Origin of the sequence: Streptomyces sp. JB150, from assembly GCF_011193355.1 — a bacterium.
GTDB lineage: Bacteria > Actinomycetota > Actinomycetes > Streptomycetales > Streptomycetaceae > Streptomyces.
The window spans coordinates 7,021,556-7,037,803 of record NZ_CP049780.1; the positions used below are offsets into that span (position 1 = coordinate 7,021,556).

The window sequence follows — 16,248 nt, forward strand, 5'->3', positions numbered from 1 at the left end:
CCCATTGACGTGACATGGCTGGCCCGCCTAACGTCCCGGCAACCCAGTTGAAACCTTTCACGACGCCGTGCGGGCCGCCTCCGGTCACCGGGGCCTCCCACCGCGTCGTCGAGGAGCCCCCATGACCCACCCGTCCGACACGGGGCCGACCCCGGTGCTGGCGCTCCAGGGCATCTCCAAGTCCTTCGGTGCCGTCCGCGCCCTGCGGGACGTGTCCCTGGAGCTGTTCCCCGGCGAGGTGCACGCCCTCGCCGGGGAGAACGGCGCGGGCAAGTCGACCCTCATCAAGACGCTCGCCGGAGTGCACCGGCCGGACACCGGCCAGGTACTGCTCGACGGCGAGCCCGTCGTCTTCCACGGCCCCGGCGACGCCCGCGACGCCGGCATCGCCGTGATCTACCAGGAGCCCACGCTCTTCCCCGACCTGTCGATCGCCGAGAACATCTTCATGGGCCGCCAGCCCCGACGCGCCCTCGGCCGCATCGACCACAAGGCCACCCGCGCCGCGACCGCCGCCCTGATGCGGCGCCTCGGCGTCGACCTCGACCCCGACCGCCCCGCGCGCGGACTGTCCATCGCGGACCAGCAGATCGTGGAGATCGCCAAGGCGCTCTCCTTCGACGCCCGCGTCCTGATCATGGACGAGCCGACCGCCGCGCTCACCGGCAGCGAGGTCGCCCGCCTCTTCGGCGTGGTCCGCACCCTCAGGGAACAGGGCGCCGCCGTCCTGTTCATCTCCCACCGGCTGGAGGAGATCTTCGCGATCTGCCAGAAGGTGACCACCCTGCGCGACGGCGCCCGGATCGCGAGCGAACCCCTCGCCGGGATGACCGAGGACGACCTGGTCCGCCGCATGGTGGGCCGCGACCTCGACGAGCTGTACCCCAAGCAGGACGTGCGACCGGGCGAGGTCGCGCTGAGCGTGCGCCGCCTGACCCGCGAGGGCGTCTTCACCGACGTCTCATTCGAGGTGCGGCGCGGCGAGATCGTCGGACTCGCCGGACTGGTCGGCGCCGGCCGCACCGAGGTCGCCCGGGCCGTCTTCGGCGTCGACCGCCGGGACGCCGGAGAGGTCACCGTGGACGGCAGGCCGCTCGTCAACGGCGCCCCCTCGACCGCCATGGCCGCCGGCCTCGCCCTCGTCCCCGAGGACCGCCGCGCCCAGGGCCTGGTGATGGACATGTCCATCGAGCGCAACATCGGCCTCACCGGTCTGCGTACGACGGTGAAGGCGGGCCTGATGGACCGCGGCGCCGAACGCAGCCGCTCCCTCGACTGGGCGGTGCGGCTCCAGGTGAAGTACGCCCGGATCGCCGACGCCGTCTCCACGCTGTCCGGCGGCAACCAGCAGAAGGTCGTCCTCGCCAAGTGGCTCGCCACCCGCCCCAAGGTGCTGATCGTCGACGAGCCGACGCGCGGCATCGACGTCGGCACCAAGGCCGAGGTGCACCGCCTGCTCTCGCAGCTCGCCGCGGACGGCGTGGCCGTCCTGATGATCTCCTCCGACCTGCCCGAGATCCTCGGCATGGCCGACCGCGTGCTCGTCATGCACGAGGGCCGGCTGACCGCCGAGATCCCGCGCTCCGACGCCACCGAGGAAACCGTGATGGCCGCAGCCACCGGGAGGGCGGCAGCGTGACCGTGACCGCCCCCGAGCAAGCCCCCGTGTCCGACGTGCCCGAGCCGAGCGGCACCCGTTTCGTCGACCGCGTCTTCCGGATGCGCGAACTCGCCATCCTCGTCGTCTTCCTGGTGATGATCGCCGTCACCCAGGCCGGCAACAGCGAGTTCCTCTCCGAGCAGGGCGTCAAGGACCTGCTGCTGAACGCCACCATCCTGGTTCTCGTCGCCACCGGCCAGTCCCTGGTGGTGATCACCCGGAACGTCGACCTGTCCGTCGGCTCCACCCTCGGCATCAGCGCCTTCGCCGCCGGGACGTACCTCCAGGACGGCGGCCACCCGGTGGTGGCCGTAGTGCTGGCGGTGCTGATGGGCGTCGGCTTCGGCCTGCTCAACGGCGCGCTCGTCAGCCTCGGCCAGGTGCCCGCGCTCGTCGTCACCCTCGGCACCCTCTACATCATCCGCGGCATCGACTCCATCTGGGTCGGCTCCCGGCAGATCACCGCCGCCGACCTGCCCGGCTCCTTCGTCGACTTCGGCTCCGGCGGCATCTCCGCGGTGCCCTACCTCGCGCTCATCGCCCTCGCCGTCCTGGTCGCCACCGCGTACTACCTCAAGCACTTCGGCAGCGGCCGCGAACTGTACGCGCTCGGCTCCAACCCGGAGGCCGCGCGGCTCGCCGGCATCCCCGTCCGCACACGCATCCTCGCCGCCTACACCGTGTGCGGGGCGCTCGCCGGACTCGCCGGAGCGATGTACCTGGCCCGCTTCGGCAACGTCGACTCCGGCACCGGCAACGGCTACGAACTGACCGTCGTCAGCGCGGTCGTCGTCGGCGGCGTCGTCTTCACCGGCGGCTCCGGCAGCGTCTACGGCGCCGCACTCGGCGCGCTGCTGCTGACCTCGATCAACAGCGTGCTGCCCGCGCTCGGCGTCAGCTCGGTCTGGGTGCTCGCGATCAACGGCATCCTGCTCATCCTCGCCATCGCGGTCGACCGGGTCGTCGCGCTGCGCGTGGCCAACGCCCTGAAGAAGAGGAACGCCCGCCATGCCTGAGTCCCTGACGCGCGCGGTCCGCTGGGACACGGTCGTCGGCGCGCTGCTGATCGTCCTGCTGCTGTTCTCCTTCACGTTCGTGGACGGGTTCGGGAACGCGCTGAACCTGTCGTTCCTGATCGGGAACACGCTGCCCATCGCGCTGATCGCGCTGCCGATGACCCTGCTCGTCGTCTCCGGTGAGATCGATCTGTCCGTCGCGTCCACCGCCGGGCTGTCCGGCGCGGTGATGGGCGCCCTGTGGAACCAGGGCATGGCCATCGAGGCGATCATTCCGCTGTGCCTGCTGCTCGGTGTGGTGTGCGGGCTGGTCAACGGGCTGCTCGTGACCAGGCTGGGACTGCCGTCCCTCGCCGTCACCATCGGCACCCTCGCCGCCTACCGCGGCATCGCGCAGATCGTGCTCGGCTCCGACGCGGTGACCGATTTCCCGGCTCCGTACCTGGACTTCGCGGCGGGCCGCATCGGTGACACGTTCCTTCCGTACGCCCTCCTGCCGTTCCTGGTGCTGCTCGCCATCGCCGTCGTCGCGCTGCACGCCACGCCGTTCGGGCGGTCGCTGTTCGCGATCGGGGCGAGTGAGGAGGCGGCGCGGTTCGCGGGGATCCGGGTCAGGCGGCAGAAGCTGATCCTGTTCACGCTGACCGGGCTGATGGCCTCGCTCACCGGTGTGTTCTGGGCCCTGCACTACGCGAGCGCGCGGTACGACAACGCGACGGGGCTCGAACTCTCCGTCGTGGCCGCGGTGCTGCTCGGCGGCATCGACTTCGACGGGGGCAAGGGGACGCTCGGCGGGGCGATCGCCGGTGTCTTCCTGCTCGGCGCGCTGCAGAACGTGATGAGCCTGCAGGACGTCTCGGCGCAGTCGCAGATCGTCGTCACCGGTGTGCTGCTCGTCCTGTCCGTCCTCGGGCCGCGAGTGGCGCGGCAGGTCGCCGTCGTCCGTGCGCGGTCGTCCGGCTAGCCGGTCGTTCGTGGCTGGCCGCGCAGTTCCCCGCGCCCTCTCAGGGCGCCTCCGCTCCCCCCTGTCGAAAGGACACCTCATGCGCAAGTCCTCCCTCCGCCGCACCTGTACCGCCCTCGCCGCCGTCACCTCCCTCGCCCTCGCCCTCACCGCCTGCGGTGGCACCACCAAGAAGGACGTGGCCGCCGAGCAGGGCCCGGCCGCCGCCGCCGGCAAGGCGAACCCCGACGCCGAGCTGAAGAAGGGCCTCACCGTCGGCTTCCTGCCCAAGCAGGTCAACAACCCGTACTTCACCACCGCCGACCAGGGCGGCGAGAAGGCGCTGAAGGAACTGGGTTCGAGCTACAAGGAGGTCGGACCGTCCAGCGCCACCGACACCTCCGGACAGGTGTCGTACGTCAACACCCTCACCCAGCAGCAGGTCGACGCGATGGCCGTGTCCGCGCAGGACCCGGGCGCCCTGTGCACCGCGCTGAAGCAGGCGATGAGCAACGACATCAAGGTCGTGACCTACGACTCCGACACCAAGCCCGACTGCCGCAACGCCTTCGTCTCGCAGGCCTCCGCCGAGGATTTGGGCCGCACCGAGGTGCAGCTGCTCGCCGAACAGATCGGCTACAAGGGCGAGATCGCGATCCTGTCCGCCGCGCAGACCGCGACCAACCAGAACACCTGGATCGAGTTCATGAAGGACGAGCTCGAGAAGCCCGAGTACAAGGACATGAAGCTCGTCGAGATCGCCTACGGCAACGACGACGCCCAGCAGTCCTTCCAGCAGACCCAGGGCCTGCTCCAGGAGTACCCGAACCTGAAGGGGATCATCTCCCCGACCACCGTCGGCATCAAGGCCGCCGCCCAGTACCTGTCCGGCTCCAAGTACAAGGGCAAGGTCAAGCTGACCGGCCTCGGCACCCCGAACGACATGCGCAAGTACGTCAAGAACGGCACCGTCGAGGCGTTCGAGCTGTGGGACCCGGCCAAGCTCGGCGAACTCGCCGCGCGCACCGCCGTCGCGCTGGCCTCCGGACAGATCACCGGCAAGGAGGGCGAGACCTTCACCGCCGGCGGCATGGGCGAGTACACCATCGGCGAGGACGGCGTGATCAGCCTCGGCAAGCCGACCGTGTTCGACGCGAAGAACATCGACGACTACACCTTCTGACCGGGGAGCGGTACTTCATGCAGCGCGTTTGTTTCCTGCTCAAGGTCCGCCAGGACAAGATCGCCGAGTACCGCGAACGCCACGCCGCCGTGTGGCCGGAGATGCTTGACGCGCTCTCGGCCACCGGCTGGCACAACTACTCGCTCTTCCTGCGCGACGACGGCCTGCTCGTCGGCTACCTGGAGACCGAGAATTTCGAGGCCGCCCTCGCCGGCATGGAGGCCACGGACGTCAACGCCCGCTGGCAGGCCGAGATGGCCCCGTTCTTCGAGTCACTGGACGGCGCCCGGCCCGACGAAGCCATGAAACCCCTCACCGAGGTCTTCCACCTCGCCTGACCCGGAGCGTGCCGATGAGACGACGTACCGTCCTCACCACCGCCCTGGCGGCCGCCGCGGCCACCGCCCCCGGCGTCGCGCGGGCCGCCACCCCCGGCCCCTCGGTCACCCCCGCGGGCACCACCACCCTCGACCACCAGGCGATCTACTTCGTCTCCTACGACGGCCTGGTCAACAACAACTCCTTCCAGAAGAACGGCCTGCTGACCTACCAGGGCCACCAGTACGCCGCCTGGTACACCGCCGACCGCAACGCCGTCGTCGGCCGCCGCGCCCTGGGCGCGAGCACCTGGCAGACCGTGCGGGCCGGCCACACACTGCGGTACGACGACTCCCACAACGTCATCTCCCTGGGCGTCTCGAAGAGGGACGGCCGGCTCCACCTGAACATGGACTCGCACAGCGACGGCTTCACCTACGTCAAGTCCGTCGCCGGACTCATGGACGATCCCGCGGGACTCGGCTGGAGCGCCGGCTTGTTCGGGCCGCCGCAGTCCACGCTCGACGGGCTCGCCCTCACCTCCCGGTTCACCTACCCCCAGTTCATCGCCACCCCGGAGGGCAGGCTCCAGCTCAGCTACCGCGCCGGAGTGTCCGGCAACGGACGCAACGCGCTCGCCGAGTACGACGGCACCAGGTGGACGGCGCTGGGGGAGTGGACCGGCTCCACCGGCACGTACACCAGCGCGCACGGCTCGTCCACCGCCCGCAACATGTACCTGCACGGCATCGACTACGACCGCCGCGGCCGGCTGCACGCCTTCTTCACCTGGCGGGAACAGAACGCCGCGGTGATGTGCGCGAGCGGCGGCATCACCAACCACGACACCGGCTACGTGTACTCCGACGACCGCGGCCGCACCTGGCGCGACGACGCGGGCGCGGTCGTCGGCGTCACCGGCTCCTCCGACCGGGTCCGCGTGACCGACACCGGTCTGGTCGTGGACCCGCTCAGCCCCGACCATTCCCTGATGAACCAGGAGAGCCAGTTCACCGACTCCGCGGGCCGGCCGCACGCGATCGTCTCCTACGTCCCCGGCCGCTTCGGCCAGTGCACCACGGACTACGTCGCCGACCGCACCGCCCACGGCCGCGCGTTCCACCTGCGCCGCACCCCCGCCGGCACCTGGCGCAAGACCGAGATCCCCGTCCCGCTGAACTCCAGCCAGCGCACCAAGCTGGTCCTGGACCGGTACGACAACGCCTACGCCGTCCTCCCGTACGGCCGCATCGCGGCCGCCTCCGCCGCCTCCGGGCACACGGACTGGAAGCCGCTGTACGACGGCGCGGGGCTGAACGCCTTCGGCGAGGTGGTGGTCGACGAGACGCGGATCGCCCAGGACGGCGTCCTGTCGGTGATGTACCAGGAGAAGTCCACCGGTACGACCCCGTCGGCGCTGCGCGTCGCCGACTTCCGGCTGCCCTCGTGAGTGCGGTCGCGGCCGGGCGGCGTGACGGTAGTGTGAAGGCCTTCCCGCCGCCCCTCGTCTTTCTGGAGGTCCCTGCCTGATGGCCCAGTCGGTGGGTATCAAGGACGTCGCCCGCGCCGCCGGAGTCTCCGTGGGCACGGTCTCGAACGTCATCAACCGTCCGGACACGGTCGCCACCGAGACCCGGGCGCGCGTGCTGTCCGCGATCGACCGGCTCGGCTACGTCCGCAGCGAGTCCGCGCGCCAGCTGCGCGCGGGCCGCAGCCGGATCATGGGGCTGCTCGTGCTGGACATGGGCAACCCGTTCTTCGTCGACGTGGCGCGCGGCGCCGAGCGCGCCGCCCGGGACGCCGGGCTCGGCGTGATGGTCTGCAACAGCGCCCAGAACCCCGGCGAGGAGGCCGAGTACCTGTCGCTCTTCGCCGAGCAGCGGGTGCGCGGCGTGCTGCTCACCCCGGCCGACGCCACCGGCCGCAACATCGAGGCGTTCCGCCGCCACGGCATCCCGTTCGTGCTGGTCGACCGGGTCGCCGAGGGCGCCACCGAGTGCTCGGTCTCCGTCGACGACGTGGCGGGCGGCGCGCTGGCCGTACGCCACCTCGTCGACGCCGGGCACCGGACCATCGCGTACGTCAGCGGCCCGCCCGGCCTGAACCAGGTGCGCGACCGCCGCACCGGCGCGCTCAACGCGCTCGCCGAGGCCGGACTCGGCCCCGAGGCGCTGCGCGAGCTGCCCACCGAACGGCTCGACGTCGCCGCGGGCCGGGACGCCGGGGCGCGGCTGCTGGGCCTCGCCGACCGGCCGACCGCCGTCTTCTGCGCCAACGACCTGCTGGCCCTCGGCGTGCTCCAGGCCATGTACGCGGCCGGGGTCAGCGTCCCCGACGACCTCGCCATCGTCGGCTACGACGACATCGAGTTCGCCGCCGCCGCGGCCGTCCCGCTCACCTCGGTCCGCCAGCCCGCCGTCACCATGGGCGCGCTCGCCGCCGAACTGCTGCTGGAGGAGACCGAGACGGACACGAGCCGCCGCGCCCACGAACACCGCCGGGTCGTCCTCCAGCCGGAGCTGGTGGTACGGCGCTCCAGCCTCGCGGGACGCTGAACGGCCGCGCCGCCGCTGAACGGCCGTTCAGCATCCCCGCCCCGGCCGGGCCGGCGCACATGTGCTGGACTGGGACGCGATCACACCCGACCGTCCGCACCGGGAGCCCTGTTGAGCGTCAGCTACCGCCAGCCCGGCGTCGTCCTCACCGACCGCCACTTCACCGTGCCCCTCGACCACGCCGACCCGGCGGGCGAGACGATCGAGCTGTACGCGCGCGAGGTCGTCGCCGCGGACAAGGCGCACCAGGAGCTGCCCTGGCTGCTCTACCTCCAGGGCGGCCCCGGCTTCGGCGCCAACCGGTTCGTCGGCAGGCAGGCCTGGCTGGGCCGCGCCCTGCAGGAGTTCCGTGTCCTGCTGCTCGACCAGCGCGGCACCGGCCACTCCACGCCCGCCAACCGCCAGACCCTCCCGCTGCGCGGCGGCCCCGCCGAGCAGGCCGGTTACCTGGCCCACTTCCGCGCCGACGGGATCGTCAGGGACTGCGAGCTGATCCGCGGCCAGGTCACCGGCGGTGCCCCCTGGACCGTCCTCGGGCAGAGCTTCGGCGGCTTCTGCACGGTCACCTATCTCTCCACCGCCCCCGAGGGCCTCGCCGCCGCCCTCGTCACCGGCGGACTGCCCTCCCTCGACGCCCACGCCGACGACGTCTACCGGGCCGCCTACCCGCGCGTCGAACGCAAGGTCGCCGCCCACTACGCCCGCTACCCGCAGGACGTCGAGCGGGCCCGCCGGATCGCCGACCACCTGCTCGGCCACGACGTGGTCCTGCCCAACGGCTACCGGCTCACCGTCGAGGCCTTCCAGTCCCTCGGCATCCTCCTCGGCGGCAGCGAGGGCAGCCACCGCCTGCACTACCTGCTGGAGCACGCCTTCGTCCGCACCCCGCAGGGACCGCGGCTCTCCGACGCCTTCCAGGAGGAGGTGCAGGGCCTGCTGTCGTACGCCGGGCACCCCCTGTACGCGCTGGTCCACGAGGCGATCTACGGCCAGGGCGGGCGTCCCACCGCCTGGGCCGCCGAGCGGGTGCGCGCCGAGTTCCCGCAGTTCGACGCCACCAAGGCGCTCGCGGGCGACGGGCCGCTGCTGTTCACCGGCGAGTGCGTCTACCCGTGGATGTTCGACACCGACCCGGCGCTGCGCCCGCTGCGCGAGACCGCCGCACTCCTCGCCGCCCGCACCGACTGGCCGCGCCTGTACGACCCGGCCCGCCTCGCCGCCAACGAGGTCCCGGCCGCCGCCGCGATCTACCACGACGACATGTACGTCGACACCGCGCACTCCCTGGAGACGGCCCGCGCGATCAGGGGCCTGCGCACCTGGGTGACCGACGAGTTCGAGCACGACGGGATCCGCGCGGGCGGCCCGCGCGTCCTGGACCGCCTGCTCGCGCTGGTCCGGGACGAGGTGTAGGCACCTCAAGCGGCGCCCGCCGGGCGGCAGTTGCCGCACGGCGCTACGCTGCGACCCATGACAGAGATCACCCGGCTCCAGCCGATGCCCGAGGACTGGACCCGCGCCCTCGCGGTCGTCGCCCACCCCGACGACCTGGAGTACGGCTGCTCCGCGGCCATCGCCCAGTGGACGGAGGCGGGCCGCGAGGTCGCCTACGTCCTCGCCACCCGCGGCGAGGCCGGCATCGACACGCTCAACCCCGCGGACGCGGCGCCGCTGCGCGAGCGGGAGCAGCGGGCGAGCGCCGCGGTCGTCGGGGTGTCGGTGGTGGAGTTCCTGGACCACCGTGACGGCGTCGTCGAGTACGGCACCGCGCTGCGCCGTGACATCGCCGCCGCGATCCGCCGCCACCGCCCCGAGCTGGTGATCACCCTCAACCACCGGGACACCTGGGGCGGCGTCGCCTGGAACACCCCGGACCACGTCGCCGTCGGCCGCGCCACCCTCGACGCCGCCGCCGACGCCGGCAACCGCTGGATCTTCCCCGAGCTGGTCGAACAGGGCCTGGAGCCCTGGAACGGGGTGCGCTGGGTCGCCGTCGCCGGTTCCGCCACCCCCACCCACGCCGTGACGGCCACGGAGGCGGGCCTGGAAGCGGGGGTGCGCTCCCTCCTGGAGCACCGCGCGTACATCGAGGCCCTCACCGACCAGGACCCGGAGACCTACGTCCGGCAGTTCCTGACCACGACCACCCGGGAGGCGGGGGAGCGGTTCGGCGGAGCGCCGGCGGTGGCGTTCGAGCTGTTCCCCCGCTGACCGGACGTCAGCCCCCGCCGCCGAGCGGCTCCCGGCCTGTTGAGAGGATCGGGGAATGACGGACTCCCCCCTGCGGATCAACGCGCTCATCGTCGATGCCGTCGAGCCCGAACGGCTTGCCGCGTTCTGGTCCGAACTGCTCGGCAGGCCGGTCGTGGGCCGTATGGGCCCGTACGTGTGGCTGCGGCGGGAGGACGGCCTGGGCCTGGGCTTCCAGCGGACCACCGAGATCAGGCCGGGCAAGAACCGGATGCACTTCGACATCACCTCGCCCGACCCCGCAGCCGAGCGGCAGCGGGTCGAGCAGCTCGGCGGGCGCCGGCTGGAGGAGTACGCCGGTGGCGGATTCCTGGTGATGGCGGACCCCGAGGGCAACGAGTTCTGCATCATTCCGGAGGGCCCCTTCGAGCTCGACGACGAGGGGCGTGCGCACTACCTGGACTGACCGGCACTCCGGACGCCTCGACAAGGTGTTTCCCGCCGGTTGAGACGACCCCCACAACCGGTGGGAACGCCGCGGTGGGCTTTCCCCGCGGCGGCCCGTCTAGGGTGGAGCGCATGCGTGATCACCAAGGTGACCTGGCCGAGCTGCGCGGTGACTGCGGCAGCTGTTTCGGGTTGTGCTGTGTCGCCCTGCCCTTCGCCGCCTCGGCGGACTTCGCCCTGGACAAGCCGGCCGGCAAGCCCTGCCCGAACCTCGGCGGCGACCACCGGTGCGGCATTCACGACCGGCTGCGCGGCAAGGGGTTCGCCGGATGCACGGTCTACGACTGCTTCGGCGCCGGACAGCGGGTCTCCCAGGTCGTCTTCGGCGGCGCGGACTGGCGGGGCGCGCCACCCGAGCACGCGCGCCGGATGTTCGACGTCTTCCCCGTCGTGCGGCAGCTGCACGAACTGCTCTGGTACCTCACCGAGGCCCTGACCCTGCCCGCCGCCCGCCCGCTCCACCCCGACCTGCGCCGCGCGCGGGAGCGCACCGAGGCGCTGACCCGGCAGACCGCCGAGGAGATCGCGGCGCTCGACGTCGCCGCGCACCGGCAGGAGGTCAACGTGCTGCTGCTCAAGACCAGCGAGCGGGCGCGGGCGGGCATCCGCGGGCGCGGGAGGGACCGCCGGGGCGCCGACCTGACGGGCGCCCGGCTCAGGGGCGCCGATCTGCGCGGCGCCGACCTGCGCGGCGCCTGGCTCATCGCGGCCGATCTGACCGGTGCCGATCTGCGCGGCGCGGACCTGATCGGCGCCGACCTGCGGGACGCCGATCTCACCGACGCCGATCTGACCGGCGCCTTCTTCCTCACCCAGCCGCAGGTGAGCGCCGCCCGCGGGGGAGCAGGCACCCGCCTGCCGCAATCGGTGAGCCGCCCGGCGCACTGGACCGGAGCGAGCTGAGCCGCGGCGCGCCGTCAGCGCGCCGGTGATCCCCGCGTAAGCCGGACGTGGTTGGCGTACACCCGGATCTTCGATAGGTTAGGTAAGGCTTACCTAAGGAGGATTCGGATGGGTGACGGGAAGCGTGACGGGCAGACCTGGGCGGCCACGCCCGCGACGGCGGAACGGGCCCGGTCGGTGCTGGCCGCCGCCTGGTCGTGCTCGGTGACCACGGAGGGCATCCGCGAGGAGCTCGTCGGGGCGCACACCGTGACCGAGGACGGCCGGGTGATCCTGCACGTCCCCGACGACAGCGCCCTGCTCGCCGCCGCCATCTGCGCGCCGCGCGGGGAGCCCTCGGCCGTCCTGGAGTTCGCCGACGTCGCGCCCGTGCCGCTGCGCGACCGGATCCGCGCCCGGCTCTGGCTCGCCGGCTGGCTCACCGTCCAGGAGGGCGGTGGCCTGGCCTTCCAGGCCACCCGCGTGGTGCTGCACCGACCGGCCGGTGCGGAGGTGATCGACCTCGCCGAGTTCGCCGCCGCCCGGCCCGACCCGCTGGCTGCCGCCGAGGCCCGGCTGCTCACCCACCTCGCCGACGCCCACCCGGACGCCGTCGAGCGGCTCAGCCGCCTGGTCGAGCCCGGCAGCCTGCACGGCGCCGTGCGCGTCCAGCCGCTCGCCGTCGACCGGCACGGGCTGACACTGCGCATCGAACGCCGCCGCGCCCACGGCGACGTACGCCTGGCCTTCCACCGGCCCGCCGACGACGTCGCGCAGCTCACCGAGCGGATGCACGTGCTGCTCTCCCAGGCGAGCGCCGGGCACTGCCCGCGCGCCCTACAGCGGCAGCGCACAGACGGCGACGGGTGACGCGAACGGCTCACCCGCGCGCCGCAGCCCGCCGGTCTCCCGGTCCACACGGAAGACGCTCACGGTGCCGGACCGCTGGTTCGCCGCGAACAGCAGCCGCCCGTCGGGCGAGAAGGCGATCTGCCGGGGGAAGTCCCCCGCCACCGGCACCGTGCCGAGCAGCCGCAGCCGGGCGCCGTCGTCCTCCACCGCGTACCGGGCGAGACTGTCATGCCCCCGGTTGGCGAGGAAGGCGTACGCCCCGTCCGCGGTGACCAGGATCTGCGCCGGATAGTTGGTGACGTCGCCCCGCGCGCCCGTCGAGGGGCCGCTCCCGATGTCGAGGCGTCCGGTGTCCGGGTCGTAGGCGCACACCGCGACCGTGTCGTCGAGTTCGTTCGCCAGATAGGCGTACCGGCCGCCGGGGTGGAAGGTCAGGTGCCGCGGCCCCGCGCCCGGCCGGGTCCGTGCCCGGGCGACCTCCGTCAGCGTGCCCTCCCGCTCGTCCAGGCGGTAGGTGTGCACGGTGTCCGTGCCGAGGTCCACGGCGAGGACGTGCCGGCCGTCCGGAGCGGTGACGATCTGGTGCGCGTGCGGTTCCCGGCCCGGGTGCTCGACCAGACCGGTGCGCTCGCCGAGCGCCCCCGACGCGTCGATCGGGTGCACGGCCACACTGCCGGAGGCGTAGTTCGCGCTGAGCAGCCAGCGTCCGCCCGGATGCACGGACAGATGACAGGGCGCGGCCCCTCCGGTGCTCCGGCTGCCCAGCACCGTCCGGTCGGCGAGCCGTAGGGCGCTCACCGCGCCGTCGTCCCGCTCGCTCACCGCGTACACCGTCCGCCCGTCCGGGTGGACCGCGAGGTAGGACGGGTCGGGCACGCCCGTGAGCGTGCCGGTGCCGGTGATGCGTCCCGTCACCGGGTCGTACGAGGCGAGACCGATGCCGGTGCCGCCGCCCTCGGCGGAGGTGTAGGTGCCGAGGAGGAGGGGGCGGGGGCCCGACGGCTCGGGTGAGGGCGTCCCCGAGGCGCCGCCTCGGTCGGGCCGCACGGTCCCGCTCCCGCGCCCGCCCCCGGTCTCGGGGGCGGCGCTCCCGCCTCCGGCCCCGGGGGAGCCGCCGCACGCGGCGGCCGCCGGCAGCGCGGTCAGCGTGCCCAGGAAACGGCGCCTGCTCCAGCTCATCGATTCCCCACTCCGGCTCGTCGCTCATCCCTCGCCCGGCCGCCTCGCCGTCCCGGTCGTCCGGTCGTCCGGGTCGTCCCGGCCATCCCGGTCGCCCGGTCATCCGGTCGTCCGTTCATGCGTTCCGAGGCTCTCATGCCGTACGGCGTATGGCGGACAGCCGGTCCCGCAGCCGGCGGCGGGTGATCCGCGCCCGCTCCAGCATGCGGGTCAGCCACGGCCGCCGCTCGCGCTGCTCACGGGTGCTGCGGTCCAGCTCCTCCAGCAGCCGGCGCGAGCGGTGCTCGATGGCCAGCTCGTCGAGGATACGGTTCACCTCGGTCAGCACCGCGCCGTGCAGCTGCCACTGGCGGGGATCGCGGCGCACCTCCTCCAGCATCGTCTCGGCCAGCTTGTCGCGGGTGGCCGCGGCCGCCTGCAACTCGGCCGCCAGCCGCTCCTCGGCCGACTCGGCGTTGCTGCTGACATGCGTGGTGACCAGCACGGCGAAGCTGACGATCGCGTCCGCGATCTCGGACAGCAACTGCTCCACCAGAGCACCGGTCCGCGGCTCGAACAGCGGCTCCGGCTCGCGCTCCTTCGCCAGGTCGGTCAGGGAGCGCGCGATCACCCGCAGGACGACCGTACAGATCTCCAGGGTGTCCAGGCCGGTGCGCAGCACGATCCGGTGCAGCAGGCCCTCCCGCACGCGCGGATTGAGCCGGAGACTGTCCTCGGCCTGCCGCAGCGCCGCGTCCACCTGCACGATGTCGTGGTCCAGGCGGCGGGCCTCGTGCAGCCGCTCGGCGGCGCGCTCCGCCGGGGTGCGACCCGCCGCCTCCTCGCCGACCCGCAGCATCAGCTGCCGCATCCGGCGGGCCAGCCCCTCGATGGACTCGCCCGCCTCGCCCACCCACACGGGCGGTGGCAGCAGCAGATTGCAGCCGAGCCCGACGACCGCGCCGATCAGCGTCTCCAGGACCCGCGCCCAGGCGTACTCCCCGACGGCCGTGACACCGAGGACCAGCATGGCGCTGATCGCCACCTCGGCCACGTACTCGTCGACCCGGACCAGATGGCCCACCGCCAGTGACACCATGATCACCAGCGCGAGGCTCCACCAGGTCAGACCCACCAGCAGGCTGAAGGCGATGGCCACCAGCACCCCGGCCACCACCGCGTTCACCCGGCGGATGCCGTTGGTGAGGGTGGCGTACAGGGTGACCTGGACGACCAGCAGGGCGGTCAGCGGCGCGGTGAGCGGGGCCGCCTCGGGGCTCAGACGCAGGGCGATGACGTACGCGACGGTCGCGGCGAACGTCGACCGCAGGGCCTGGACGACCACCGGTTCGCGATGCCGCTTGACCCATCGGGCGACGGGTTCCGGCCATTTCACACGTGCAATTCGCATCCCTTGCGCTGTTCCCCGTCACTGTGGACGTCGAACGTGTGAGGGATGTCCGTTCAGGCGTACAGCTTGTCCAGGAAGGCGAAAAGGTTGCCCGTCGTGCGGGCGATCTGCTCCTCCAGGGTCAGGCTCTCCTCGAAGCGGGCGCCGGACTCGGGCACCTTCTTGCCGCGCAGATACAGGGAACAGGCCAGGTCGGTGCACATGTACAGGCCGACCGAATTGCCCTCGCGGCCCGCCGCGCCGGCCTTGCGGGCGGTCATCAGGGAGACGCCGCCGCGCGGGTGACCGGTCAGGCAGAGCGCGCACATGCTGCGCTGGAGGAAGCCGCGCTGTGGCGGCGGGAAGCGCAGGCTGACGCCGACCGGGCGGCCGTCGCGCTCGACGACCAGATAGCTGCGGTCCGGCGCGCCCGGATCGCGCCAGCCCAGGAAGTCGAGGTCGTCCCAGGGACGTTCGGCGAGATCCCGGGGGAGCGGGAGGCGGCTCGCCTCGCCCTTGGAACAGTTGACGAAGGAGCCGCGGATGTCCTTGTCGGTCAGCGGGCGCACGGGGTGCCTCCTGAGAGATGTGTGCGAGGGGTCGGTGGCAGGGAAACCTAGGAGGTCTAGGTTTCCGTCCGGTCAGGGTAGACAGCCGATGGATGGAGGTGCCATCGATTTATCGCCTGGCCGCCTGGCCGCCTGGCCGCCTGGCCGCCTGGCCGCACCGCCCCCCCGGCTCATACCGGTGCGGGCGGCCACACCCCCGCCGCCAGCACCCCGAGGGCGTACGCCCGCGCCACCAGTTCCGTACGGTTCGCCGCGCCCCAGCGGGCCGACAGGCGCCGCAGGTGATAGGTGACGCCGTCGGTGCTGAGGCCGGTCTCGCGGGCGGCGCGGGCCGTGGTGGCGCCGCCCGCGAGGAGGGCCAGGATCCGGGCCTCGACCGGCGTGACCCGCGCCTCCCGCGCATTCCTCGCCTCCTCGGCCGCCCGCACGGGCCTGCGTTCGCCCAGTACCCGCAGCATCACCAGCAGCGTCGGCGTGTCCTCGATGGTGTCGCTGACCGGGTCGGCGGTCAGCTCCCCGTACCGCTGCGCGCCGCCGGGCGCCCGCCAGCGCACGGACACCTGGTAGCGCGACCGGTGCCGCAGCCGCAGCGCCTGGGCGATCCGCTCCACCTGGGTCGCCTCCTGCGGCCGGAACAGCTCCAGCACGTCCCGGCCGCGCAGCCCGCCCGGTGTGGTCCCGCACTCGGCCGCCATCGCCGGATTCGCCAGCAGCACCGCGCCGTACACATCGCACACGGCCACCGGGAGCGAGACCCGGTCGAAGAGCGTCAGCGCGCGATTGCGCCACAGCACGGCCTCCCGCCGCTCCGGATCCACCGGCACCTCCCGCCACTGCTCGACCGCCTCTCACGATAAAGAGGCAGGCCGACGGCCGTGCCCGCGGGGCGGAGGGCGGGGGAGCGGCGGTGCGCAAGGAGGGACGCGCCCTTTCCGCTGCACGATCGTGTAGTCCCACGGGCCGGGCGCGGCAGGTCGGGCGCACAGGCTGGGAGGGCAGGACTTCCGTACCGCGAAAGGCAGTTG

Annotated in this window: 16 protein-coding genes; 12 read left to right on the top strand and 4 right to left on the bottom strand. The window is 72.7% G+C overall.

Going from position 1 to position 16,248, the window contains the following annotated elements; translation table 11 throughout:
- Positions 1–121 precede the first annotated feature (121 nt).
- The 12 genes from G7Z13_RS31940 to G7Z13_RS31995 all read left to right on the top strand — a co-directional run bounded on the left by G7Z13_RS31940 (position 122) and on the right by G7Z13_RS31995 (position 12,124).
- Positions 122–1,639 (top strand): sugar ABC transporter ATP-binding protein, encoded by a 1,518-nt coding sequence (locus G7Z13_RS31940; RefSeq protein WP_166004056.1) that lies wholly within the window; start codon positions 122–124, stop codon positions 1,637–1,639.
- Positions 1,636–2,676, top strand: a complete 1,041-nt coding sequence (locus G7Z13_RS31945; RefSeq protein ID WP_166004058.1) for an ABC transporter permease — start codon at positions 1,636–1,638, stop codon at positions 2,674–2,676. The genes G7Z13_RS31940 and G7Z13_RS31945 overlap by 4 nt, the downstream gene beginning before the upstream one ends.
- Positions 2,669–3,640 carry an ABC transporter permease gene (locus tag G7Z13_RS31950; RefSeq protein ID WP_166004060.1) on the top strand — a complete coding sequence of 324 codons (972 nt, stop codon included), beginning with the start codon at positions 2,669–2,671 and terminating at the stop codon, positions 3,638–3,640. The genes G7Z13_RS31945 and G7Z13_RS31950 overlap by 8 nt, the downstream gene beginning before the upstream one ends.
- Before the next feature lie 79 nt (positions 3,641–3,719).
- Positions 3,720–4,802, top strand: a complete 1,083-nt coding sequence (gene rhaS / locus G7Z13_RS31955) for a rhamnose ABC transporter substrate-binding protein (protein WP_166004062.1) — start codon at positions 3,720–3,722, stop codon at positions 4,800–4,802.
- Positions 4,803–4,819: 17 nt separating this feature from the next.
- Complete coding sequence (locus G7Z13_RS31960; protein WP_166004064.1) at positions 4,820–5,140, top strand: L-rhamnose mutarotase; 321 nt, start codon at positions 4,820–4,822, stop codon at positions 5,138–5,140.
- A 14-nt stretch (positions 5,141–5,154) separates the two neighbouring features.
- Positions 5,155–6,570 (top strand): BNR repeat-containing protein, encoded by a 1,416-nt coding sequence (locus tag G7Z13_RS31965; protein WP_166004066.1) that lies wholly within the window; start codon positions 5,155–5,157, stop codon positions 6,568–6,570.
- Positions 6,571–6,649: 79 nt separating this feature from the next.
- Positions 6,650–7,675, top strand: coding sequence for a LacI family DNA-binding transcriptional regulator (locus G7Z13_RS31970; protein WP_166004068.1), 1,026 nt, complete (start codon positions 6,650–6,652; stop codon positions 7,673–7,675).
- Between the two features lie 111 nt (positions 7,676–7,786).
- Positions 7,787–9,088: an alpha/beta fold hydrolase gene (locus G7Z13_RS31975; protein WP_166004070.1), complete on the top strand. Its 1,302-nt coding sequence runs from the start codon at positions 7,787–7,789 to the stop codon at positions 9,086–9,088.
- 57 nt (positions 9,089–9,145) lie between these two features.
- The gene (locus G7Z13_RS31980; RefSeq protein ID WP_166004072.1) at positions 9,146–9,886 is read left to right on the top strand and encodes a PIG-L family deacetylase; all 741 of its coding nucleotides are present in this window, start codon (positions 9,146–9,148) and stop codon (positions 9,884–9,886) included.
- 55 nt (positions 9,887–9,941) lie between these two features.
- Entirely contained in the window at positions 9,942–10,331 is a 390-nt protein-coding gene (locus tag G7Z13_RS31985) for a VOC family protein (protein ID WP_166004074.1), read from the top strand.
- Between the two features lie 113 nt (positions 10,332–10,444).
- The gene (locus tag G7Z13_RS31990; RefSeq protein ID WP_166004076.1) at positions 10,445–11,275 is read left to right on the top strand and encodes a pentapeptide repeat-containing protein; all 831 of its coding nucleotides are present in this window, start codon (positions 10,445–10,447) and stop codon (positions 11,273–11,275) included.
- Positions 11,276–11,383: 108 nt separating this feature from the next.
- Complete coding sequence (locus G7Z13_RS31995; protein WP_166004078.1) at positions 11,384–12,124, top strand: DUF2470 domain-containing protein; 741 nt, start codon at positions 11,384–11,386, stop codon at positions 12,122–12,124.
- Here the strand turns inward: G7Z13_RS31995 and G7Z13_RS32000 are convergent.
- The 4 genes from G7Z13_RS32000 to G7Z13_RS32015 all read right to left on the bottom strand — a co-directional run bounded on the left by G7Z13_RS32000 (position 12,092) and on the right by G7Z13_RS32015 (position 16,041).
- On the bottom strand, positions 12,092–13,285 hold the full coding sequence (locus G7Z13_RS32000) for a lactonase family protein (protein WP_166004080.1): 1,194 nt from the start codon (positions 13,283–13,285) through the stop codon (positions 12,092–12,094). The two genes, G7Z13_RS31995 and G7Z13_RS32000, sit on opposite strands and share 33 nt — an antisense overlap.
- Before the next feature lie 133 nt (positions 13,286–13,418).
- Positions 13,419–14,675: an FUSC family protein gene (locus G7Z13_RS32005; RefSeq protein WP_166004082.1), complete on the bottom strand. Its 1,257-nt coding sequence runs from the start codon at positions 14,673–14,675 to the stop codon at positions 13,419–13,421.
- A gap of 53 nt (positions 14,676–14,728) precedes the next feature.
- Positions 14,729–15,223, bottom strand: coding sequence for an FBP domain-containing protein (locus G7Z13_RS32010; RefSeq protein WP_166004084.1), 495 nt, complete (start codon positions 15,221–15,223; stop codon positions 14,729–14,731).
- Positions 15,224–15,393: 170 nt separating this feature from the next.
- Positions 15,394–16,041 (bottom strand): PAS domain S-box protein, encoded by a 648-nt coding sequence (locus G7Z13_RS32015; RefSeq protein ID WP_166004086.1) that lies wholly within the window; start codon positions 16,039–16,041, stop codon positions 15,394–15,396.
- Positions 16,042–16,248: the final 207 nt, after the last annotated feature.